The sequence below is a fragment of the Paenibacillus rhizolycopersici genome, from assembly GCF_014947195.2.
GTDB lineage: Bacteria > Bacillota > Bacilli > Paenibacillales > Paenibacillaceae > Fontibacillus > Fontibacillus rhizolycopersici.
This window is the reverse complement of record NZ_JADCNN020000007.1, coordinates 95,075-116,131: the sequence shown is the minus strand read 5'-3', so window position 1 is coordinate 116,131 and position 21,057 is coordinate 95,075. Positions and strand designations below refer to the sequence as shown.

25 protein-coding genes and 1 riboswitch are annotated in these 21,057 nt (G+C 51.5%); of the genes, 11 read left to right on the top strand and 14 right to left on the bottom strand.

The features are described from left to right. The first annotated feature begins 1 nt into the window (after nt 1). The 3 genes from sipW (at nt 2) to IM700_RS09940 (ending at nt 1,776) form a co-directional block, all read left to right on the top strand. Nucleotides 2-586, top strand: coding sequence for a signal peptidase I SipW (gene sipW / locus IM700_RS09950; RefSeq protein ID WP_155606196.1), 585 nt, complete (start codon nt 2-4; stop codon nt 584-586). A 115-nt stretch (nt 587-701) separates the two neighbouring features. Beyond that, entirely contained in the window at nt 702-1,289 is a 588-nt protein-coding gene (locus IM700_RS09945; RefSeq protein WP_193417384.1) for a TasA family protein, read from the top strand. Between the two features lie 151 nt (nt 1,290-1,440). Continuing rightward, entirely contained in the window at nt 1,441-1,776 is a 336-nt protein-coding gene (locus IM700_RS09940) for a helix-turn-helix domain-containing protein (RefSeq protein WP_193417383.1), read from the top strand. 259 nt (nt 1,777-2,035) lie between these two features. Here IM700_RS09940 and IM700_RS09935 read toward each other — a convergent pair whose 3' ends face one another. After that, the gene (locus tag IM700_RS09935; RefSeq protein WP_155606193.1) at nt 2,036-2,329 is read right to left on the bottom strand and encodes a YuiB family protein; all 294 of its coding nucleotides are present in this window, start codon (nt 2,327-2,329) and stop codon (nt 2,036-2,038) included. Between the two features lie 477 nt (nt 2,330-2,806). On the opposite strand from IM700_RS09935, the gene hemQ reads away from it, so the two are divergent. After that, nucleotides 2,807-3,553: a hydrogen peroxide-dependent heme synthase gene (hemQ, locus tag IM700_RS09930; RefSeq protein WP_193417382.1), complete on the top strand. Its 747-nt coding sequence runs from the start codon at nt 2,807-2,809 to the stop codon at nt 3,551-3,553. Between the two features lie 52 nt (nt 3,554-3,605). Here hemQ and IM700_RS09925 read toward each other — a convergent pair whose 3' ends face one another. Both IM700_RS09925 and IM700_RS09920 read right to left on the bottom strand, forming a co-directional pair. Next, the gene (locus tag IM700_RS09925; RefSeq protein WP_155606191.1) at nt 3,606-3,857 is read right to left on the bottom strand and encodes a hypothetical protein; all 252 of its coding nucleotides are present in this window, start codon (nt 3,855-3,857) and stop codon (nt 3,606-3,608) included. A gap of 1 nt (nt 3,858) precedes the next feature. After that, nucleotides 3,859-5,052: an NAD(P)/FAD-dependent oxidoreductase gene (locus IM700_RS09920; protein WP_155606190.1), complete on the bottom strand. Its 1,194-nt coding sequence runs from the start codon at nt 5,050-5,052 to the stop codon at nt 3,859-3,861. A 420-nt stretch (nt 5,053-5,472) separates the two neighbouring features. On the opposite strand from IM700_RS09920, the gene IM700_RS09915 reads away from it, so the two are divergent. Beyond that, nucleotides 5,473-6,471, top strand: coding sequence for an FAD-dependent oxidoreductase (locus IM700_RS09915; RefSeq protein ID WP_193417381.1), 999 nt, complete (start codon nt 5,473-5,475; stop codon nt 6,469-6,471). Nucleotides 6,472-6,563: 92 nt separating this feature from the next. Beyond that, the gene (locus IM700_RS09910) at nt 6,564-6,812 is read left to right on the top strand and encodes a hypothetical protein (protein ID WP_193417380.1); all 249 of its coding nucleotides are present in this window, start codon (nt 6,564-6,566) and stop codon (nt 6,810-6,812) included. 52 nt (nt 6,813-6,864) lie between these two features. On the opposite strand, the gene sda is transcribed toward IM700_RS09910, so the two are convergent. Beyond that, complete coding sequence (gene sda, locus IM700_RS09905) at nt 6,865-7,008, bottom strand: sporulation histidine kinase inhibitor Sda (protein ID WP_155606188.1); 144 nt, start codon at nt 7,006-7,008, stop codon at nt 6,865-6,867. Nucleotides 7,009-7,232: 224 nt separating this feature from the next. Further along, on the bottom strand, nt 7,233-7,895 hold the full coding sequence (locus tag IM700_RS09900) for a YheC/YheD family protein (protein ID WP_193417379.1): 663 nt from the start codon (nt 7,893-7,895) through the stop codon (nt 7,233-7,235). 195 nt (nt 7,896-8,090) lie between these two features. Between IM700_RS09900 and IM700_RS09895 the strand changes: the two genes are divergently transcribed. Beyond that, entirely contained in the window at nt 8,091-8,315 is a 225-nt protein-coding gene (locus IM700_RS09895; RefSeq protein ID WP_155606186.1) for a hypothetical protein, read from the top strand. Between the two features lie 173 nt (nt 8,316-8,488). Then, nucleotides 8,489-9,682 carry an AI-2E family transporter gene (locus IM700_RS09890; RefSeq protein ID WP_239483759.1) on the top strand — a complete coding sequence of 398 codons (1,194 nt, stop codon included), beginning with the start codon at nt 8,489-8,491 and terminating at the stop codon, nt 9,680-9,682. A 51-nt stretch (nt 9,683-9,733) separates the two neighbouring features. On the opposite strand, the gene IM700_RS09885 is transcribed toward IM700_RS09890, so the two are convergent. Then, entirely contained in the window at nt 9,734-10,090 is a 357-nt protein-coding gene (locus tag IM700_RS09885) for a HesB/IscA family protein (protein ID WP_193417378.1), read from the bottom strand. A gap of 211 nt (nt 10,091-10,301) precedes the next feature. Between IM700_RS09885 and mqnE the strand changes: the two genes are divergently transcribed. Beyond that, nucleotides 10,302-11,408, top strand: a complete 1,107-nt coding sequence (gene mqnE, locus IM700_RS09880; protein WP_155606184.1) for an aminofutalosine synthase MqnE — start codon at nt 10,302-10,304, stop codon at nt 11,406-11,408. A gap of 57 nt (nt 11,409-11,465) precedes the next feature. Continuing rightward, nucleotides 11,466-12,527 carry an NAD(P)/FAD-dependent oxidoreductase gene (locus tag IM700_RS09875; protein WP_193417377.1) on the top strand — a complete coding sequence of 354 codons (1,062 nt, stop codon included), beginning with the start codon at nt 11,466-11,468 and terminating at the stop codon, nt 12,525-12,527. A 27-nt stretch (nt 12,528-12,554) separates the two neighbouring features. Here IM700_RS09875 and IM700_RS09870 read toward each other — a convergent pair whose 3' ends face one another. Continuing rightward, on the bottom strand, nt 12,555-12,797 hold the full coding sequence (locus IM700_RS09870) for a YuzB family protein (protein ID WP_155606182.1): 243 nt from the start codon (nt 12,795-12,797) through the stop codon (nt 12,555-12,557). 78 nt (nt 12,798-12,875) lie between these two features. Here IM700_RS09870 and IM700_RS09865 point away from each other — a divergent pair, with 78 nt between their 5' ends. Continuing rightward, nucleotides 12,876-13,121, top strand: a complete 246-nt coding sequence (locus tag IM700_RS09865; RefSeq protein WP_155606181.1) for a NifU family protein — start codon at nt 12,876-12,878, stop codon at nt 13,119-13,121. A 93-nt stretch (nt 13,122-13,214) separates the two neighbouring features. Here the strand turns inward: IM700_RS09865 and IM700_RS09860 are convergent, their stop codons facing one another. The 7 genes from IM700_RS09860 to IM700_RS09830 form a co-directional block, all read right to left on the bottom strand. After that, nucleotides 13,215-13,988, bottom strand: coding sequence for an SDR family oxidoreductase (locus IM700_RS09860; RefSeq protein WP_155606180.1), 774 nt, complete (start codon nt 13,986-13,988; stop codon nt 13,215-13,217). Nucleotides 13,989-14,352: 364 nt separating this feature from the next. Then, nucleotides 14,353-15,234, bottom strand: a complete 882-nt coding sequence (locus IM700_RS09855; protein ID WP_155606179.1) for a MetQ/NlpA family ABC transporter substrate-binding protein — start codon at nt 15,232-15,234, stop codon at nt 14,353-14,355. A 63-nt stretch (nt 15,235-15,297) separates the two neighbouring features. After that, complete coding sequence (locus IM700_RS09850; RefSeq protein WP_193417376.1) at nt 15,298-15,966, bottom strand: methionine ABC transporter permease; 669 nt, start codon at nt 15,964-15,966, stop codon at nt 15,298-15,300. Continuing rightward, nucleotides 15,966-16,982 (bottom strand): methionine ABC transporter ATP-binding protein, encoded by a 1,017-nt coding sequence (locus IM700_RS09845; RefSeq protein ID WP_193417375.1) that lies wholly within the window; start codon nt 16,980-16,982, stop codon nt 15,966-15,968. Before IM700_RS09845 ends, IM700_RS09850 begins: the two co-directional genes overlap by 1 nt. 106 nt (nt 16,983-17,088) lie before the next feature. Then, nucleotides 17,089-17,251: riboswitch (SAM riboswitch) on the bottom strand. Between the two features lie 95 nt (nt 17,252-17,346). After that, complete coding sequence (locus tag IM700_RS09840; RefSeq protein ID WP_193417374.1) at nt 17,347-18,063, bottom strand: Cthe_2314 family HEPN domain-containing protein; 717 nt, start codon at nt 18,061-18,063, stop codon at nt 17,347-17,349. Between the two features lie 14 nt (nt 18,064-18,077). Further along, on the bottom strand, nt 18,078-19,844 hold the full coding sequence (locus IM700_RS09835; protein WP_155606175.1) for a UbiD family decarboxylase: 1,767 nt from the start codon (nt 19,842-19,844) through the stop codon (nt 18,078-18,080). A 132-nt stretch (nt 19,845-19,976) separates the two neighbouring features. Beyond that, nucleotides 19,977-20,945: a COX15/CtaA family protein gene (locus IM700_RS09830; protein WP_193417373.1), complete on the bottom strand. Its 969-nt coding sequence runs from the start codon at nt 20,943-20,945 to the stop codon at nt 19,977-19,979. Between the last annotated feature and the right edge of the window lie 112 nt (nt 20,946-21,057).

The window sequence follows — 21,057 nt, the reverse complement described above, 5'->3', positions numbered from 1 at the left end:
CATGCGGATTCGTAAGTGGCTAGGGAACGCGCTGACGTTCCTGATGGCGGTGGCCTTTTTTACCGTGGCTGGCTCGGTCGTGCTCTCGAAAGCGTCCGGCGGCGAACCGAATTTCTATGGATATCAATTGAAAACGGTTCTGTCCGGCTCGATGGAGCCCTCCATCCCTACCGGTTCCGTTGCGGCCATTAAACCTGGCGGCGATATGACCCGATTCACCGTAGGCGATGTCATCACCTTCCGGTCGAATGATGACAAACTGATCACTCACCGCATCGTCGAGGTGACGCACGACGAGCAAAGCGGGCAGGTGCTATACCGGACTAAAGGCGATAACAATGGGGCCGCTGACTCGGATCCGGTGAATCCAGCCAATGTCACCGGCGTTTATACCGGCTTTAATGTTCCTTACATTGGCTATGTATTAAGCTTCGCCGGGACGAAGACGGGAAATGTCGCTCTGCTGATTATCCCTGGGCTCCTCTTGTTCCTGTACGCGCTTGTTTCCCTATGGAAGGCGATCGCCGGGTTGGAGGATAAGAAACCAGACCCGAACAAAACACAGCCTGACGCCAAGGCATCCTAAACGAGATTGACGCTATAGCCCAATTGAAGCAAGTATGATTCGGTTGTTCTCCTTATGTATTCATAAGGATGCAATATATAAAAAAATCTTTTTAAAATCAGGGAGGAATTCAGGAATGGGTATCAAAAAGACATTAGGTTTCGGAGTAGCAACTGCAGCACTAGGTTTGACATTGATCGGCGGAGGCACGTTCGCGTACTTTAGCGATACGGTAGAAACGACCGGGACGTTCGCCGCTGGTACATTGGATATCAACGCGGATCCAACGGCGATTGTGAATATCGGTAACTTGAAACCAGGCGACCATATTCCTCGTACGTTCAAACTCAAAAACGACGGCACACTCGATATCAAAGAAGTGCTGCTGAAAACGAGCTATACGATTACGAATCGAGCCGGCGCTCCAGCGAACACGGACGACTTCGGCAAACATATTAAAGTGAAATTCTTGTACAATTCCGACAAGTTGAATGACGTTATCTACGAAACTACGCTGTATGATCTGCAAAATCAAACTCCGGATGCCGTTGAAAGAGGCTTTTTCCTCGGTGAACGCAGCGGCTTGAGAGCTGGCTCCATCGATACCATGATCGTTGATTTTGAATTCGTGGACAACGGCCAAGACCAAAACCAATTCCAAGGCGACGCCTTGAATCTGAAATGGACGTTTGAAGCGAAACAAGGCGCTGGCGACGTCAAATAAGATCGGACCATCCGAAGCAGAACACCTTGCCCCGCTCCTGGGACTAAGGTGTTCTTTGCTTAGGTTAAATTCCGACTTAACGCCTTTGTCCGATCTCGTTTATTCTGATATAATGACATCAAAATTATTCTGATAGAAGGGCGACGGCTACATGGCAGAACATATTGGCGAGCGTATTCAGAAAATTCGGCAAGACCGAGGGTACTCCTTATCCGAGCTGGCGGAGAAGGCGGATGTGGCAAAATCCTACCTCAGCAATGTTGAACGCAATATTCAATCGAACCCCTCCATTTCCTTCATCGAGAAGATAGCCGACGCTCTAAACGTCTCGATCAACCTGCTATTGTATGGCGACCGCCCCGCACCGGAATTGCTTGATCCGGAATGGTCGGAGCTGGTACAGGAAGCGATGACTTCGGGCGTCAGCAAGAAGGAGTTTAAGGACTTCCTCGAATATCAGAAGTGGAAAAGAGACCAGCAGGAATAACGGTACACGCAAAAAAAAGCGCGAGACGCCAGGGACGATCCCATGACGATACTCGCGCTTTTTGAACAACTTCTAAAAGTGCATGTTCAAAAAGTCAGGTTTTCAGGACCGAGAAGGTTGGATGAAGCTAGGGACTGAGTAGCGCAGCGTACGTTTTAGGTACGTGAGCAACGGAGGACCCGGCTGAATTCAAGATTCGACGTCGAATCTACTTCTCATGCTCTGCTTCGTTATGGAAAGATGACTTTTTGAACCACCTTTAAAACATTTTGTAACCGCCTAACCGCAGTTTGCGGATGGTCCACCCGCTCAGAATCGCCCCGCACAGCCCGGCGAACGCCGTCAAATAATCAACCAGCCGGAACGACGCTAGGTAAGCGCCAAAGCTCCGATCATGATCCCATAGGGTGTACACCACAATCGGTAAAATCACGATAATGAAAACGTATGCCGGAAACCAGGTTGTTTTCATCAGCATATTCAAAATAAAGCCGATGCCGAACATCATCACGAAGAATAAAACCATCAGCACCAGTACGATGAGCCAACCCATCGCTCCCCCACCCTTCTAAAGGTAATTCAAAAAGGCATCTTTGGATCACGAAGCATTTAAGATCGCATAATCGACATCGAATCTTGAACTCAGCCGGGTCAAGCATATGCTTCCGATGCATGTTTCCTACGGAAACATTTCAGTTGCTCACGTACTCAAACGTACGCTCCGCTACTCAGTCCCTAGCTTCATCCAACCTTCTCGGTGCTCCTAACCTGCCTTTTTGAATCTTCATTGTAACGGTCATTCCAAAAGACATCTTTGGACGAGCACGAGGCTCGCTCGAACTATAACATAAATCACACGAAATCAAGCTAGTAGTTAGTTTACTAGATATTATGTAACGAAGCAATGAACTTTGCATGAAAATTAGATGAATCGATTTGCCCCGTTTAGGCACCTTGCGCTACAATAAGAAGCGTAATGTAATGTACGATTCGTGAATGAGGATCAGAATCTATCTAGGAGTGATTATACATGAATGAAGCTACCCTAACCTTGGAAGGTTGGTATGCGCTTCACGATTTCCGCACCATCGATTGGACCGCCTGGAAAGCGGCGGATGACGAGGAGCGCGCTGGAGCTCTGGAGGAGCTGCACACGTTTCTGAAAGATTGGAACCAGATGGAAGAATCCAAGACGGGCAGCACCGCCGTGTATTCGATCGTCGGCCAGAAAGCCGATATCGTGTTCATGCACCTGCGCGAAAGCTTGGAAGAGCTAAACGCATTGGAAACGGCCTTCAACAAAACGACCTTTGCTGAGTATACGACCAGAGCATACTCTTACGTCAGCGTTGTTGAGTTAAGTAATTATCTTGCTTCCGGCGGCGGTGACCCGAAGGCGAACCCCGAGGTGATGGCGCGGTTGCAGCCGATCCTTCCGAAATCCAACCATATTTGCTTCTACCCGATGAACAAGAAGCGGGAGCTGAACGATAACTGGTACATGCTGTCGATGGACGAGCGTCGCGAGATGATGCGTAGCCACGGCCTGATCGGCCGCAGCTATGCCGGCAAAGTGAAGCAAATCATTACCGGCTCCGTCGGCCTCGACGACTGGGAATGGGGCGTGACTTTGTTCTCCGATGACGCGCTGCAGTTCAAGAAGCTGGTCTATGAAATGCGATTTGACGAAGTCAGCGCGCGTTATGGCGAATTTGGTGCCTTTTATGTTGGCAACCTGTTAAATGCCGAACGGTTAGACGATATGCTAAAGCTGTAACTCACACAACTAAAGAAGGGTGTGCCTGCTCCAATGAGCGGCACACCCTTTTCTATTCTTTTCCTTCTTGTTCGGCCTCTAGCGATTTCAAGAACTCCGCCGTTGCCCGATCGCGATCACGGCTCTTCTCCTTCAAACGTTCGATGGCCGGCAGAATGAGAAGGTCAACTTCCTTCTGGACCGTATAAGCGAAATCGTATTGCTGCTGCGATTCCAGATAAGAGCCCACTTCCATCAAGGCGTTATAGCGATCCAGTTCCTCCCGTGTTAGCAGTCCCCGAACCTGTACGCTGCAATGACGCATCTCAGAAGAATCTTCCTTTTTTCAGTACGAGCGGAATCCCGCCGATAATGAAGAGATAACGCATATCGACCAACTTCTTCAATTGAGCTGCAACCCAGCCTTTGTACTTCTTGCCAAATGCGCTGGCAACAGCTTCCCCTTTGCCAAGCGAAGCCACCGTTCCTTTGTTGCTGAACACAAATTTCTTGAGGTCCTTGCCGCGGATCGACGCCACCACGTTTTGTGCGCAAGTTACCCCTTGCTGCATCGCGATTTGCGCTGTTGGCGGGTACGGACGACCCTCCGGATTGAACATTAGCGAGTTATCTCCAATGATAAACACGTTGTCATGGCCGGGTGCGCGCAAATAATCGTCGATTTTCACCCGTCCGCGCGCGGTCTCGAAGCCTGCCGCCTCGATCAGACGGTTGCCCCGGATTCCCCCGGTCCAAACGACCGTTTGCGACTTAATTTCTTCACCGGTGGCCAAAATAACACCATCCGGCGTGCATTCCTTGATCGCTACGCCGATTTTGAACTGAACGCCCTTCTTCTTCAGCACGTCCATCGCGTACTCCACCAGTTCTGGATCAAAGCCCGGCAAAGCCGTTGGCGCAGCTTCAACATTGTACACATTCACGAAGTTCGGATCCACGTCATATTCCTTGCACAGCTGCGGGATCCGGTCGGCCAACTCGGCCACGAACTCGATGCCGCTGAAGCCTGCGCCGCCGACCACAAAGTTCAGGCGGTCGGTCCGGCTTTCGTCCATTTTGTACATTGCAAATTGATATTCGATATGCTGACGGATCAGGCGAACGGAATTGATGCTGCGGATCGTCATCGCATATTCCGTTAACCCTGGAATGCCAAAAGATTCCGGCTCGCCGCCCAGCGCGATAATCAGATAATCGTAGGAAAGCGTTCCGTCCTGCAGCACGACTTTCTTGTCGGCCAGACGAATTTCCTGTACGTTCGATTTCACAAGGTCGATTTTGAATTCGTCAATTAATTTGGAAATCGCCACTCGGGTATGTTCGATGGAGTCTGTCCCGGCAGCCGGCATATGCAGATGTGTCGTAAAATAATGATAGTCGTGCCGATTCACCAGGGTGACGTCCGCTTCATTGTAATTCAACTCTTTCTGCAGCCGCTGCGCGGTAAGAATGCCGCCATAACCCGCACCAAGAATTACAATTTTGGGTATGGTACTCATGTATTTGTTCTCCTTCCAATTTTGCACACTCTATATTTGAATTAAACCAAAAAACGCAATGTGAAAATTAACACATAAAAAACCATTCTTTCGTACCATATTCCACCGTTTCATGTAATCAGAGACATTTGTCACAACTTAGTTTAACCCTTATTTGTAGGATGATCAAAAGCCTTCTGTCGTATAATCATAAATGTACTTTTTTCGTCACAAATATGAGTGCATACATTTGAATGATATCGACTTTTGCCTAAAAGATCAAGTCTTATTTTACCTGTAACTATAGGACTTTCAACGGATTATTTTCCATATTTTCGACAGTTTTGATCTTACCTTTGCAAGTAGGGGTGTGACGATTATAATAAAGTAGAATTGACATTATAGCTAAAGAAAAAGAAACCATCTGGAGGTGTTTGGCCCGTGTCATCCCAAAACAACGCCGAATTCACTGATCTCCTGATTATCGGGGGCGGACCGGCGGGCATGTTTGCCGCATTTTACGGCGGAATGAGAAAAGCTTCCGTCAAACTGATCGAAAGTATGCCTCAGCTTGGGGGGCAAGTTGCTGCCCTCTACCCTGAGAAATATATTTATGACGTGGCCGGCTTTCCTAAAGTGACGGGCCAGGAGCTGATCAACAACTTGAATGAGCAGTTAAAGCTGTTTGAGCCGGACATTCGTCTGGAGGAACGGGTGCTGCAGATCGAGAAGAAAGAGGATCGCCATTTTGTGGTGACGACCGACAAGGACGTGCACTATGCGCGTGCTTTGATCATTACCGCGGGAGTTGGCGCCTTCGAACCGCGCCGTCTTGAACTGGAGAACGCCTCCCGTTTTGAGAAAACCAATCTGCACTATTTCGTCAGTGACATGAACCGGTTCAGCGGGAAGAAAGTTTTGATCAGCGGCGGCGGTGATTCCGCTGTCGACTGGGCGCTGATGCTGGAGCCGATTGCCGAGCAGGTCACGTTGATCCATCGCCGCGACAAATTCCGGGCGCATGAGCATAGCGTTGAGAGACTGATGGCTTCCCGGGTGCAGGTCATTACGCCTACGGAAATCGCGGAGCTGCATGGCGACGAGCGAATCGAGCGCGTCACCCTGGCAGACGTGAAGACGAAAGAAACCCAAGAGATCGCCGTGGACGACGTTATCGTCAATTTTGGGTTCGTCTCCTCCCTGGGACCCATCGCTGAATGGGGTCTCGACATTGAGGGCAACGCCATTGTCGTCGATTCTCGGATGGAAAGCTCGATTCCCGGCATCTTTGCCGCGGGTGACATTACGACATATCCCGGCAAATTGGACCTCATTGCGGTAGGATTTGGCGAAGCTCCGACAGCGGTCAACAATGCCAAAGTCTACATTGATCCGGATGCGAAGCTGTCTCCGGGACACAGCAGCAACATGAAGCTGTAATTATATAGAGGCGCTTCGCGTTTTACATGTTCTAACAAAGAAAAGGGTATCTTAACTTTACGGAAGATTATGCCGTAAAGGAGAGATACCCTTTGCCATTTATATGCCCGTTATGCAACGGCTTGGCTGCTATGACCGCCACCTGCCCCGATTGCGGATACGTTCTGGAGAATGCGGGAAAAAAAGAAGACTACGCCGGGCCTTACAGCCCTTACGGCTCCGCTGACCAATATACTTCAGCAATCTCCGTGCGTATTCCTTCCGGCTGCGAACATGTCGTGCAATGTCCGCATTGTCATGAAGCTTATATATATCATGTCAACGCCTGGCAGGCGCCTTGATGGTTGGGGATAACTTCATAATTAAACTGGGAGATAGCCAGGTTGTCCACAATCAGTGCAGAACGGACGGCGCGGCAAGCTCTAATTCGCGTTTGCGGATTTCTGCTAACAGCAGTGCGATAAACTCCCGATCCAATTGCAGTTCGGTCGCCTTCTGATAGGATTCCAGGAGCAACTCATTCGTTAACAGCGCCATTGATAACACATCCTTTCTAGTATTTTCCTTATCATAACAGGAAAAGTTTAGTAGAACAAGTGTTCCGGTTATCCACAAATGCTTGTGGAAATCCTGTGAATAACGTGTTAGTAATTATCGAAAAGCGTTGAAAAAACTAATGGGATAATGTGGACAAAAGTTATTCACAGGACATTTGTTCCCATAATTCTCCAAAATTTTTTTTGATTTTTGTCTATCTCAGCTTATTGCGGCCGGGTGTTTACTTCAAAAATCCAGATCTTCCCGCTCCGGTCTACGCCATAATCAAACCCCAGTTGACCGATCCCTGGGAACCGGGACTCCAATATTTGTACGCACGTATTGGTCAACGAGCGCATCTCCCGCCGTTTATGTCCGGAAGCTCTGCGGCTTAACGAGCGGCCGAGCCCTTCCCGTGCACTGAGCATCGTTCCGCCTTTACACAAATTGGTTACGAACAGCCCGGGACGAGCCAAACGGCCGACCATGGAACGATACACCCAGGCTCCGTTCTCTTTAACGACTTTCACTCGGTAGTCGATCGGTCGTCCGGCGATCCGGGCCAAATGAATCCCTTGCTGGATCATGTACTTGCGCCCAACCTTCACTCGGTTCAATGCCCGGTACATCGCCTCAAAGCTTCCAAAGCTATACCTCCGGGACATGTACGTAAAAGCATAAACGCCGCCAGCATAAGTCACTTTAATCACGCCATAACCCCCGCCGCCGCGGAGCGGCTTAATCACGACCATGCCGAACTGATGCAGCATGCTCCTTAACGAATCGGCACCGTACAATCGGGTTTGCGGTATGTGGGCGGCCACGTCCGCGTTGCTTAGAAGCGCCTCGGTCTTGAGCCATTTGTTGGCCAATTGTCTTCCCGCCATGACACCATCCCCTTTCTCGCACTATACGATATATTACTCATTTGTAGATTGATATTCTTGGATGATTGTCCAAGGCGTAAGCCCTTTCTCCGAAGCGTCCGTCCACAGGCTCTTTCTATGCAAAAGGAGGGATTTCGCGTATATTAAGGGGGGACATTTGTCTATACCTAGCAGAGGAAGGGGAAATCAAAAGCTTTGAATACGGGGAATTCTTCGTTTGAGGCGAATCTGTTCGAAGTGCTGTACTGGTTTGCCATGATCGCCATGTCGCTGGTGCTGGCAGGCATCACCGTCGCTTTGTTCCTCACGGGCTTGAAAATGGCCAAGACGACGCGCAAAGGCCTCGGAATGGGATGTATCGTTTTTTCCCTGGCCGCCGCCTCCCTGGTCGTCATGATGGTGAACCGGCAATTTTTCTAAAACGGGTTGGGGCAACCGCCTGACCGCTGATAAAAGGCTCGGATCAGCGCCTGCGGGCGAGGGCCGGGCTTTTTTCCATAAAATTGTGGAAACCAACTCCCTTTTATACGTATTACTACATAGAATTCATCGTAGCTTGGATAGCAAAGGAAGATACAGGAGGGTCAAAAGGCATGGGAAGTACGCAACCCTGGGGAGACCGATTTAAGAGGTTTTTTCTAAATAACCGATTCGTGGTATTTCTGCTCGTCGTTTTACTGATTGGCTTAAACATTCTGGTATTCGCCAAAATCCCGTTTGTGTTCAAACCGCTTACGGTACTGTTAAAAACCGTACTGCTGCCGATACTGCTGACCGGGGCGATCTATTATCTGCTGAACCCGCTGGTCGATTGGCTGGAGACTAAGCGAGTCCGCCGAGTCTACACCATTACCGGCTTGTATCTGTTTATCGCAGGGATCCTTACGGTGCTGATTATGACCGTTATCCCGTTAGTTCAGGAGCAGATCACGAGTTTAATCGAAAATTTGCCGAAATATATTGCAGAGGTCCAGCGGCAGTTCGAAAGCTTGATCGGCAGCAACTTTTACCATCAGGTCCAAGAGTCTACCGGCTTTAATCTCGAGGACCTGTCGAACTCGTTGTCCGAGCAAGGAAATTCCCTACTGAACAACGCCTGGTCGGGTCTCGGTGGATTTCTGGGCGCGATCAAGAACGTCGTGCTGGCGATTGTCACCGTGCCGTTCATTTTATTTTATCTGTTAAAGGACGGCAAGAAACTGCCGAAATTCATCCTGCGTTATGTGCCTGTCCGCTTCCGTGATCAAACCCATCACGTGATGACCGAGATGAATGGCCAAATCAGCTCCTACATCCGCGGGCAAATCATCGTCAGCTTCTGTATTGGGGCGCTGATGTACGTTGGCTTTCTGATCATCGGCCTGGATTACTCCCTGACACTCGCCATCATCGCTTCATTCACGAGCATCGTACCGTACCTCGGACCGGCCATCGCGATTACGCCGGCGATCATCGTTGCCATCGTCACGTCACCGATCATGCTGTTGAAGCTGATCGTCGTGTGGACAGTCGTCCAGCTGATCGAAGGCAAGTTCATCTCGCCGCAAATCATGGGGAAGACGCTGCGCGTCCATCCGATTACGATCATTTTCGTCATCCTGACCGCGGGCAATCTGTTTGGCGTGCTGGGCGTCATCCTAGCCGTGCCGGGTTACGCCGTGTTAAAGGTCATCTTCACCCATTTGTTTCAATGGTTCGAACGGCGCTCCCATTTGTACGAGGAGACAGATGGTCCTGTTACTGACCAAAATGTAGATCCCGCGACCGAGGACAAATTGCCGCAATAAACAAGAGGGACTCTTCCAGATGGAAGAGTCCCTCTATATGCGTTCTTCGTATCAATCGCAAGCTTGCGGTTGACCTTCCTCGTCCTTAAAGCGGAACGATTGGCCGCAGCCGCAGGTGGCGATGGCGTTCGGGTTGTGGATGGTGAACCCGCCGCTCATGCCGGATTCCTTGAAGTCAATCTCCAGGCCGTTCAAGAAGCGGACGCTCTCCTTATCTACAACTACCTTAAGCCCTTTGATGTCCAGGTAGACATCCTCTTCGCTCTCCTGATCATCGAGACCCATGCCATAGGAGAAGCCGCTGCAGCCACCGGGATTTACTCCGACTCGCAGAAACATGTTTGGGGTTTCTTCTTCTTCTAACATATCTTTAATCCGCGCCATGGCGCTGTCGCTAATGGTAATCATCGTGTACTCACTCCTTAAAAGTTCGTCAACTATACATAAATTATACTCCTTCTCCCCCTCCCGCTCAACAAATGGTGATATTTCTTGTTGCCAATTCCTTTTCTTCTCCTAAGTCTTATTGCCCGCTTGGGATGTGAGGTTTATAATAGGTAGGTAATTCATACAGTTAGAATACGAGGCATTTCATGCATTTGGAAACGGAGGGAACGTCATGTTTACTGTAGTCACCCCAAACACCGATAAGAGAATGGCCGAAATTGTGGACAAAGTCCGGCAAGGCGAACGTCTCACCCTCGAAGACGGTGTTTATTTATATGAAAGCGATGATATATTGACCATTGGACAATTAGCCAATGAAGTGAATTTGCGCAAGAACGGCAAGAAAGTGTATTTCATCGAAAATATGAGCCTCTACTTCACGAACGTCTGCGAATCCCACTGTGCATTTTGCAGCTTCCGCAAGGATCAAGGAGAAGAAGGGGCTTATACGCTTTCCGGGGAGGAAATGGTCGCTTACGTCAAGCAGCATATCACCCCGGGCGTCCGCGAGTTTCATATCGTAGGCGGGCATAACAACCATGTTCCGTTCCAATATTACGTTGATTCTCTTAAAGCGATGAAAGAGAATTTCCCGAACGTCACGATCAAGGCCTATACGGCGGCGGAGATCGAATTCTTCACTCGGATCAGCGGCCTGAGCACGAAGGAAGTGCTGCTTCAATTGCAGGCAGCCGGCCTTGAATCATTAACCGGCGGCGGCGCGGAAATTTTGTCCGACCAGTACCGGGAGAAGATGAAGGTCGAGAAAGCCAACGTCGACCAATATCTGGACGTCCATCGGACCGCGCACCAGCTCGGAATGAGAACGCCAACCACCATGCTATATGGCTCAATCGAATCCTATGAGGACCGGATCCGCCATATGATTCAAATCCGCGACCTGCAGGACGAAACGGGCGGGTTCCAGGTCTTTATCCCCCTGTCCATGCAGCCGCGCAATAAGAACGCCAGCATTATGCGCCGCAACTCGGCTTACGAGGATCTCAAGACGATTGCCATCAGCCGGTTGATGCTGGACAACATTCAGCACATCAAAGCTTACTTTATCAATATCGGCGTTCAGTTGACGCAAGTGGCGTTGACCTTTGGCGCTTCAGACGTACACGGCACGATCCTGAAAGAGCAAATCAGTCATGCGGCCGGCGCGCAAACCCCGGAAGGGCTGACGTTAAAGGAATTGATCTGGCTAGTTAAAGGTGCTGGACGCATCCCAGTTGAACGGGATACCTTCTACAACGAGCTTCGGGTATACGAATAATTCCGTCCGGCAGTGAGCCCGCGGCAATTTCACGGCAAAAAAGGGGAATCGTCACGTATGAGGCAATTCGTTGTGCTTGGAGGAGGATATGGGGGGACGGCCGTCATTCATGAGCTGTATAAAGCTCCTATTCCTTCGGATGTGCAAGTCGTCTTGGTCGACCGGATGCCTTACCAGAGCCTGAAGACCGAATATTATGCGCTGGCGGCCGGGACGGCCAGCGATTATGAATTGCGCGTCCCCTTTACCGCTTACCCCGGCCTGGTTCTGACATACGGCGAAGTTGAAGCCGTCGACATGGACCGGCAGTTGATTCATTTCGCGGAGGGGGATCCGCTGGAATATGACCAGCTCGTCATCGCATTAGGTTGTACCGATAACTATCACCATGTCCCCGGCGCTGCCGAGTTTTCGTGCAGTATCCAGTCGTTTGCTTCGACTCGTGAAACCTATATGCGGCTGAACAATACGAAACCCTATGGGAAAATCAACATCGTTGGCGGAGGACTAAGCGGCGTGGAATTAGCCGCCGAGTTGCGGGAAAGCCGTCCGGATTTGAACATTTCGATCATCGACCGCGGCTCTCGCTTGCTTTCCGCTTTTCCGGCGAAGGTGTCCGATTATGTCGCCAAATGGTTCCACGAGAATGACGTCGAGATGCGATCGATGATTTCGATTCAGGCCGTGGAATGCGACGTGATTCACCATGAGCAAGGGAAAATCGACTCCGATGTGACCGTGTGGACGGCCGGGATTCAACCGGCAGCGATCGTACAAGCACTGGACGTAACCAAAGATCGGCAAGGACGCGTTCTATTGAATGAATTTTATCAGATTCCCGAACACCCTGAGGTGTTCGTCTGCGGCGATTGCGCAAGCTTGCCCTTCTCGCCGAGCGCCCAGGCGGCCGAAGCCCAAGGCGCTCAGATCGGACAAATTACCGGGGCTTTATGGCGGGGGGAGACGCCGCGGTTATCGCAGATTAAGCTTAAGGGAACGCTGGGCTCGTTAGGCAAAAAAGCCGGGTTCGGCCTGATGGGCCGAGCGCAGGTTACAGGCCGCGTCCCGCGTCTGCTCAAAAGCGGCGTACTATGGATGTCCAAACATCATATTGGATAAACGAAGGAAGGGAGCGTAGCCAAGGCCTCAAGTGGCCTCCGGATGTGTCTCCCTGATTTTTTGCAGGATCCGTTCCGCGAGCTGCTCAGCGTCTTCCCCTTCTACCTGCTCCCCGTCAACCAGCACGTACGGGAACAGATAACAGGTACCGCAAGCGGTTAGGCAGCCGTATTCATATACGTCGCAATCCACTTGTTCCTTCACTTGCCGGATCGCTTCCCCTGTACCTAAACTGGCGTTATTCGCACAAAATTCAAGGATCGGTTTCATCTTCCGTCCTCCCCATGAAGAAGCATTTAAATTTTTGACTTTTTGTAATATAATAAGGCAAGAAAGGAGTTGAATACAATGAGTGAAAGCGTACAAGATCAATTGTATGATGAAGTATTAGAAGTTTTGGACAAACTGCGGCCTTTCCTGCAGCGTGACGGTGGCGACGTTGAACTCGTCGACGTTGAAGACGGCATCGTGAAGCTGAAATTGATGGGTGCCTGCGGTAGCTGCCCAAGCTCCACCATCACCCTCAAAGCCGGGATCGAACGCGCCCTGTTTGAAGAAGTAGAAGGCGTGGAAGAGGTCGTTCAAGTATTCTAACTTTGCAATCCATGAATGATTAGCTCTTCAGCAGGAGGGTTTAAACGAACTCGGCCCCCGGCAAATTGCCGGAAGGCCGGGTTTTTTGTTGGTTCAGGAGGGTTTAATCCATGGTCGGATCGGGTCAAGCCCCCCAGAGATATCCATGATATTGCCAGTGATAAAATCGGAGTCCGTATGGCACAAAAATGCGATCACGCGGGCGATATCCTCCCCGCTTCCCGGCCGTCCCAGCGGCGTCTCCCCATCCTGAAGTCCGCGGACTTCATGGATCGACATCTCCTTGTGGCCCCCGCGGATATCCCCCGGGCAAACCATGTTCACCGTGATGCCATAAGGCGCCTCCTCGACGGCCAGCGTCTTCGTAAAGGACACAAGCCCGGTTTTGGCTGCCGCATAAACGGCCCGGTGGGGCCAGGCGCGCGACTCGGAGGCATGACCAAACCCGAAATGGATGATCCGCCCCCATCTCTTCTCCCGCATCCCCGGCAGCACGAGATGATCCAGCAGCAGGCTGCCGACCAAATTCCCCTCGATCATGCCCAACACTTCGCTCTGGCTGTAATCGGCAAACAGCTTGCGTTCCCGAATAAACGGTCCGGCATTGTTGACCAGAATATCAATGGTCCCCAACTGCTCGTTCACCTGACGAGCCAGTTCCTCGCTTTGCTCCCGGCTCGATACATCGGCTTGCACTGCGATACAACGTACGCCAAGTCGCTCGATGTCCGATCGGAGAGAGAGCGCTTCCGCTTCGCTATGTACGTAATTTAGTGCAATATGGCACCCTTGCTCTGCTAGGGTCAGCGCTGTTTTCTTCCCGAGGCCTTTCGCGCTTCCGGTAATTAAGGCGACTTTGCCGTGCAACGTTGTTCTCCTCCTCCCAGGTGCAGTTACCCTTAAGTATAAAAGATTTGAGGGATTCCCACAAACTGCCGTTGCCAACGCTCACCCAAATGCAAAAGTGCAGTTGAATATCACCCAAAATCCCCTAACCATCGTGTTCAAATGCAAAAGTGCAGTTGAATTCACGTCAAAACGGTCTCTTGGGGCCGATTCACCTCCAACGAGATGTACTTTTACCTTTCATTGGCCAATAATCGGAGATTTACCGAAAATGAACTGCAGTTTTGCAGTTGAGAGAGGGTGGGCGTGCCTAACTGACCGTAAAAGAGTAAGATAAAAAAAACCCGCTGCACAACGCAGCGGGACATGTCTGCTTCTTTACTACTTAGAATACCGGTACCAAAGCGCCTTGGTACGTGTCGTTGATGAACGTTCTAACCTCATCGGAAGTCAGAGCTTTCGCCAGCTTCTGGATTGCTTCGGAATCCTTATTATCAGGACGGGCAACCAGAATGTTCGTGTACGGCGATTCCTTATCTTCGATGAACAAAGCATCCTTCGTCGGATTCAGTTTCGCTTCCAGCGCATAGTTCGTATTGATCAGCGCCAGATCCACTTCGGCCAATTGGCGAGGCAACATGGCTGCGTCGGTTTCGATGATTTTCAGGTTTTTCGGATTTTCCACGATGTCCTTCTGCGTTGCCGTAATTCCAGCTTCGTCCTTCAGTTTAATCAACCCTTGCTTCTGCAGCAGCAGCAGAGCGCGACCGCCATTGGTCGGGTCGTTCGGGATCGCCACTTTGGCGCCGTCCGGAATTTCTTCCGTGGATTTATATTTGTTCGAGTAAGCGCCAAACGGTTCAACGTGAACGCCTACGACCGAAACGAGGTCAAACCCGTTTTGGGCATTTTGCTCGTCCAGGTAAGGCTGATGCTGGAAATAGTTCGCGTCCAGCTCTTTTTCATACAGCTGTACGTTCGGCTGCACATAGTCGGTAAACTCTTTCACTTCCAGCTCCACGCCTTCTTCCTTCAGCTTCGGCGCGATAAACTTCAGAATATCGGCATGCGGTACGGTAGCACCTACAACCAGCTTCACCGGCTCTGCTGCCGTTTGGTTCCCAGCATTCGCTGCATTCCCCTCAGCAGCCGATGTATTTCCAGCCGTGTTACCTTCAGCTCCGTTATTGGCGGCGTTATTGCTGCCGCAAGCGGCCAACACCAACACCAACACGAGTGTAAGTAAAGATAATGTCCATTTTTTCATTGCAGGTTCTCCCCCTTAAGAGTGTTTTTTGAATAAGGATACTTCTATCTATTTAGGATTTCCTTATTTCCGCGTAAAAAAGATCACTAGCCGGTCTCCCAGCATTTGCAGTACTTGCACCAGAATCACCATGAAGATCACCGAAACGATCATGACGCCCGTTTCGTACCGGTAATACCCGTAACGGATCGCCAGGTCACCGAGTCCGCCTCCGCCTACCATGCCTGACATCGCGGTATACGACACCAGCGTGACCACGGTAATCGTCATGCCTGCGATCAAGCCGGGCAGCGATTCCGGGAGCAGCACCTTGCGGATGATCTGGAAGGTGGAAGCTCCCATCGCCTGGGAAGCTTCAATTACCCCGCGGTCAACCTCGCGCAGCGCCGTTTCCACCAGACGCGCGAAGAACGGGGCTGCCCCGATCACCAGCGGCGGAATCGTGCCTTCCACGCCGGTGGATACGCCCATGAGGGTCCGCGTGACCGGAATCAAGGCGACGATCAGGATGATGAACGGTACCGAGCGAAGAATGTTCACGATCAGCGAAATCAACCGGTAAACCCATCCTAATACCAAGGATTGGGAACGCGAGAAGGTGAACAGCAATACCCCGAGCGGGAGCCCGATCACGAAGGTGAACAAGGTTGCATACCCCATCATCTGCAAGGTATCCAGCGTAGCTGTGCCCATCTCCGACCAATCAATGGCTCCGAGGTCCAGTCCTCTCATTACTCGATCACCTCCACGTCAAGATCGCGTTCCCGCAAGAGCGACAGCGTGCGCTCTACCCGGTCGTCTTCGCCTTCGAACGATACGGTCAGTTGACCATACGGAGTATCCTTGATCGTGGAGATCGTTCCTTGCAGGATGGCGAAGTTGACGCCGGTTTCCCGCACGACCTGGGACAACACCGATTCATAAGTTTTCGCGCCCAGGAACGTGATTTTCACCAGCCTGGACCACTCCGGATGCGGTACGGAAGCCGCCAGTCTCACGCCTTCTTCCCCCGCCGCCTCCCGGTGAATGAACTCCCGGGTCACCATGTGCTTCGGTTTCAGGAACACTTCCGTCACCGGACCTTGCTCCACGATGCCGCCTTCGTGAATGACCGCCACCCGATCGCAGATGCTCTGGATGACATGCATTTCATGCGTAATCAGCAGAATCGTCAATTGGAATCGCTTGTTGATGTCAAGCAGCAGCTTCAGGATGGAGTCCGTCGTCTGCGGATCCAGCGCCGAGGTGGCTTCGTCGCACAGCAATACGTCGGGGTCGCTGGCCAGCGCTCGGGCGATTCCAACCCGCTGCTTCTGACCGCCGGACAGCTGCGCCGGAAACTTATGACGATGCTCCTCCAATCCGACCAAGGTAAGCAGCTCGTTTACTTTCTCCGCAATCGCCGCCTTCGGCATTCCGATCAGCGTAAGCGGAAATGCGATATTATCGTATACGGTCGCCGAGGAGAGCAGGTTGAAATGTTGAAAAATCATGCCGATTTTGCGGCGCTGCTGCTGAAGCTCGCGCTTGCCAAGCTTCGTGAGCTCAACCCCGCCGACCCACACCTCGCCTTCGGTCGGACGTTCCAGCAAATTGATACAACGGATTAAGGTGCTTTTGCCGGCGCCGGAGTGACCGATAACGCCGAAGATTTCGCCTTTGCGAACGCTAAGGTTCAACCCGGACAGCGCGGTGGTCGCCGTTTTTTTGGTGCCATATATTTTGGTAATCCCTTTAAGTTCGATCAATCGGCTAACCTCCTGTTCCTAGCATAGACAATTATCGACCGGCGTATGAAAAAACAGAAAAGAGCCCTACAGATTCAAAGGGCTCTCTTTACGTAAAGACAATGCCTTCTCATCTGCCAAAACCATCTGCTCACAAACGCATTGGTTTTGAAGGAATTAGCACCATGACATTCGGTCCCATGACTTTCAGCGGAATCAAACTTCCGCATCACGGGTGAATCGGTTGCTGGGCTTCATCGGGCCTTTCCCTCCGCCTCTCTCGATAAGAAAAATATGAAATTGTAGAGTCGTTAATTGAAACTATTGATGAGTATAATGAGTTTTGCCCATTTTGTAAAGAGAAAAAATAGGAACGGCGGATCAATCAAACCGCCGCTATTTTTTTCCAACGTTGATTAATGTAGTCAAACACCGTGAAATACGTGTCGCAAACCATACGGTATCCCTGTTCCAGTTCGCGGATATGCTGATCCAGATCCTCCAGGGCGACTTTCCCGAACAACGCCTGATGACGCTGCCACAGATCGTCCTTCATCTCCGAGTTCATGTAATGAATCTCCGTGTTTCTCCGCCGGCGCAGAACACCCAGGGATTCCCGGTAGGTCTCTTTAATGGCGATCAACTGATTCCCAAGCTCGGTATGGGTCTTCAGATAAGCGAACTGGCGCAGCACGGTAAAATAAGAGAAATGCATCTTTATCTTCGAGGTTTTCAAATCGAACAATTCGTTGAGCACCGTTCCCAGCTTGTCCAGCGCCGAGAATACGCGGATGAAGCCGTCCTTGTAAAAATAGACGTATCTCGCATAATCGGACCGCTCAACCGGATCCATGTCTTCGACAGATTCCGTCCGCACCTTTTTGCGGAAAAAGGCGGCGGCAAACAAAGATTGTTCGAGTTCATCCAACGAAGAGATCAAGCCGTGTACCCAAATCTCCAGCTTGCGGAAATCGTGTGAAGGATCCTGATGCTCTTTGATTTCCTTTTGCAGCAGCTTGATCGTTTGCACCATCGCGTCGATCGTTTCAGCTAGCCGACCCTCGTTTTGCCGAGGCGGCTCGCCAAGCAAGCTTCGCAGCATAGGCATACCCCGTTTCACAGAAAGTAGGATTTCCAACGTTGATCCACCAAGGAGACGATGTCCTCTTGCGGGAACAGCTCATCCGGATAACCCGGCTTCATGCGGGCATCGATAACCAGCGGCAGACCGTAGGACAGGTGATGTTGGCGTATTTCGGAAGCAGCGTAAATATCGCTGGCCGGATTAAACCGTGTAAACACTGTCCATAGAAACGCCGTCTGATCATGGGCCGCTGCCTCGGCGTTGTCCACCAGTACCACAAACGGCCAGGCGGTCCCGCGTTCGCGAAGACGGCCAAGCAACCGTTCGGCAAGCTCCGGCTCGTCCTCATAGGATGCACCGGAAACGACAAGACATCCGTCATGAAAAACTTGGATTGAACGGATTTCGGCGATCTCGCCTTCGTCATACGCACGCGGCAGCTCACGTACAGGATCCCCAACGCCGATCAATATCGCCTTGCTGCCATGATTCAGTTTATGGCCGGTATAATCCAGCGTGTCATGCGACGTGTTGTTGAGAATAAACAGATCCGTACGTGGATCGAAACGCTCCAGCACCGTTTTGAGCAGCAGGCGGAAATCCGCCAAATCGATCAGCTTGTCCGTCAGCATGAGGAATTTCGTCAGCGACAGCTGGCCCTCCCCCAGGATGCGGAACGCTGATACGAGGGCTTCGCGGGAGTAACTCTCGCGAACCACGGCCGAGCTCAAGGCATGGAATCCGCTCTCCGCGTACGTCCAAAGGGAGCGAACATTAGGCATCACGATCGGGAACGCTGGCGATAGCAGCTTTTGCAGGAAATCGCCTAGGTAGTAATCCTCTTGCCGCGGTTTGCCGACGATTGTTGCCGGATAGATCGCATTCTTCCGATGCCACATATGGTTCACGTGCAGCACCGGGAATTCATGTTGCAAGGAATAATAGCCGAAATGATCGCCGAACGGACCTTCAAGTCGGCGTTCGTGCGGCGGTACGAGCCCAGATATTGCGAATTCCGACTCGGCCGGAATCCGGTGGCCGCCCAGCGGATTCTCTGCCATCGGGAGCTTTTCGCCCAGGATGAAAGAAGCGACCAGCAACTCGGACAAATGCTCGGGAACCGGCGAAATAGCCGAGGCCACCATGGCCGGCGGGCCGCCCAGGAATACGGAAACCGGCAAAGGCTCCCCGCGTTTCTCGGCTTCGTGGTAGTGGAACCCTCCGCCTTTCTGGATCTGCCAGTGCACTCCGGTCGTCTGATCGTCGTACAGCTGAATCCGGTACATCCCCAGGTTATTTTCTTTCGGCTGTAGCGGATTTTCCGTATACACGAGCGGCAGCGTGATAAACGGGCCCCCGTCCTTCTGCCAGCTCGTCACTTTCGGTAAATCCTTCAAAGGCGTTTCCGTCCGGCAGACTTCGAGGATCGGGGCTTCGTTCTTGGACACGGTTTTCATACCGACCTTCAAAACGTCGCGAATCAGCCCCCGCTCATTCCAAATCGCTTTGGGCGTTGGCGGCAGCAATTTATGTATCGCCTCGACCAGTTGGTTAGCAAGCATCTCGGGCCGAGGGCCAAAAGCCATTTCCACCCGGCGAGGTGTTCCAAACAGGTTGGTTGCCACCGGGAACGGCGTTCCTTTGACATTGGTAAACAGCAAAGCGGGGCCGCCGTCATCAATGACCCGCCGGTGAATTTCGGCCAACTCCAGATAGGGATCGACCGGCACGTCGATGATGGCGAGGTCGTTTTCTTTTTGCAGCGCATCGATCCATTGCCGCAGGTTCTTGTAACTCATCTTGTTGTCCTCCTATAAAAGACGGAATTGTCGTCCGTTCCTCACATAACGTTTGCTTATAGACAAAAGTATACCTTATCCATGCAGTCGCTTAAGCCTCCGTCATTCTACAGATTCATGACAATCGCGTTGTCAAACCGCCTTGCCGTCCGACGGCGCCTGTACCTCGGATGTTCGGCTCAACTGCCAAGTCCGGACGCTTAAATAGCAAAGGACTCCGAATAAAGCGGCCAATACGATAATGTGCGCGAGCGAAGCGAACAAATAAACATCGTAGTTGTTTAAGGTCAGCACAATGGTGGCCCCGGTGAACACCTGGACGATCACCAGCAGCGTTGCGGCGACACCCAGCTTGCGGATTTCCGGCAGATCGGGATGCTTGCGGAAGGCAAAGTGACCTACCGTGGCTATTACGACCAGCAACAAAGCGGCCGCAACCCGGTGCAGAAAGGCGATGCCTTCCCCCCCGGACAGTTCGGGAACGAGTTGCCCGTTGCACAGCGGCCAACCGCTGCAACCGCCGGCTGAGTCCGTATGGCTGACATACGCGCCGATATAGACAACGATATAGGTGTAGCCGGTCGCTATCCAGGTCAGGTTACGGAACGCCTTAGAAACCCGAGCCGAAGGCGCATAGTCAGAAGACTGCGCATTAACTTGTCCACGCTCCTCCTGGCGAACGCCCAGCACCAGCATGATCGAGCTCGCGAAGGCGATCAACGAGAACCCAAAATGCAGCGCCATGACGGCAGACGACGTAGGATAGATCACCGCCATCGCTCCCATAACGGCCTGTACCATAACGAAGATGAGCGCAAGCAGGGAATAGATCTGGAGGTCTTTACGGTTCTTCCGATACAACCAAAAGGCGACAAACGCCGCCAAAGAGACCAATCCGGCCGCCCCGCTGACGGCACGGTGGGAATATTCGATCATCGAAGCAAGTGTATGAGCAGGAACAAATTTACCGTGACAAAGCGGCCAATCGTTGCCGCAGCCCAATCCCGATTCCGTCTTGGTCACGACGCTGCCCCCTAATGTGGCCAGAAACATGACAAAACAGGACGCGTAACTGAGCCATTTCAAATATTTCGTATTCAAACGGTTCACACCTTTTAGTTAATCGATAAATCCTTTTCATTATAACCGATCAACTAACTTCTTTCATAGAAAATGTTGAAAAATAGACACCGCCGCAAGGGAAACCCTGACG

Coding starts and splice junctions, on each gene's coding strand:
- IM700_RS09925 (WP_155606191.1), bottom strand. CDS start 3,857: ATGCGTCATTGCAGCGTACAGGTTCGGGGACTGCTAACACGGGAGGAA.
- IM700_RS09935 (WP_155606193.1), bottom strand. CDS start 2,329: ATGGGTTGGCTCATCGTACTGGTGCTGATGGTTTTATTCTTCGTGATG.
- IM700_RS09890 (WP_239483759.1), top strand. CDS start 8,489: ATGGGAAGTACGCAACCCTGGGGAGACCGATTTAAGAGGTTTTTTCTA.
- hemQ (WP_193417382.1), top strand. CDS start 2,807: ATGAATGAAGCTACCCTAACCTTGGAAGGTTGGTATGCGCTTCACGAT.
- IM700_RS09840 (WP_193417374.1), bottom strand. CDS start 18,063: ATGCTGCGAAGCTTGCTTGGCGAGCCGCCTCGGCAAAACGAGGGTCGG.
- mqnE (WP_155606184.1), top strand. CDS start 10,302: ATGTTTACTGTAGTCACCCCAAACACCGATAAGAGAATGGCCGAAATT.
- sipW (WP_155606196.1), top strand. CDS start 2: ATGCGGATTCGTAAGTGGCTAGGGAACGCGCTGACGTTCCTGATGGCG.
- IM700_RS09945 (WP_193417384.1), top strand. CDS start 702: ATGGGTATCAAAAAGACATTAGGTTTCGGAGTAGCAACTGCAGCACTA.
- IM700_RS09920 (WP_155606190.1), bottom strand. CDS start 5,052: ATGAGTACCATACCCAAAATTGTAATTCTTGGTGCGGGTTATGGCGGC.
- IM700_RS09900 (WP_193417379.1), bottom strand. CDS start 7,895: ATGGCGGGAAGACAATTGGCCAACAAATGGCTCAAGACCGAGGCGCTT.
- sda (WP_155606188.1), bottom strand. CDS start 7,008: ATGGCGCTGTTAACGAATGAGTTGCTCCTGGAATCCTATCAGAAGGCG.
- IM700_RS09835 (WP_155606175.1), bottom strand. CDS start 19,844: ATGAGTTACAAGAACCTGCGGCAATGGATCGATGCGCTGCAAAAAGAA.
- IM700_RS09875 (WP_193417377.1), top strand. CDS start 11,466: ATGAGGCAATTCGTTGTGCTTGGAGGAGGATATGGGGGGACGGCCGTC.
- IM700_RS09870 (WP_155606182.1), bottom strand. CDS start 12,797: ATGAAACCGATCCTTGAATTTTGTGCGAATAACGCCAGTTTAGGTACA.
- IM700_RS09940 (WP_193417383.1), top strand. CDS start 1,441: ATGGCAGAACATATTGGCGAGCGTATTCAGAAAATTCGGCAAGACCGA.
- IM700_RS09865 (WP_155606181.1), top strand. CDS start 12,876: ATGAGTGAAAGCGTACAAGATCAATTGTATGATGAAGTATTAGAAGTT.
- IM700_RS09855 (WP_155606179.1), bottom strand. CDS start 15,234: ATGAAAAAATGGACATTATCTTTACTTACACTCGTGTTGGTGTTGGTG.
- IM700_RS09850 (WP_193417376.1), bottom strand. CDS start 15,966: ATGAGAGGACTGGACCTCGGAGCCATTGATTGGTCGGAGATGGGCACA.
- IM700_RS09885 (WP_193417378.1), bottom strand. CDS start 10,090: ATGATTACCATTAGCGACAGCGCCATGGCGCGGATTAAAGATATGTTA.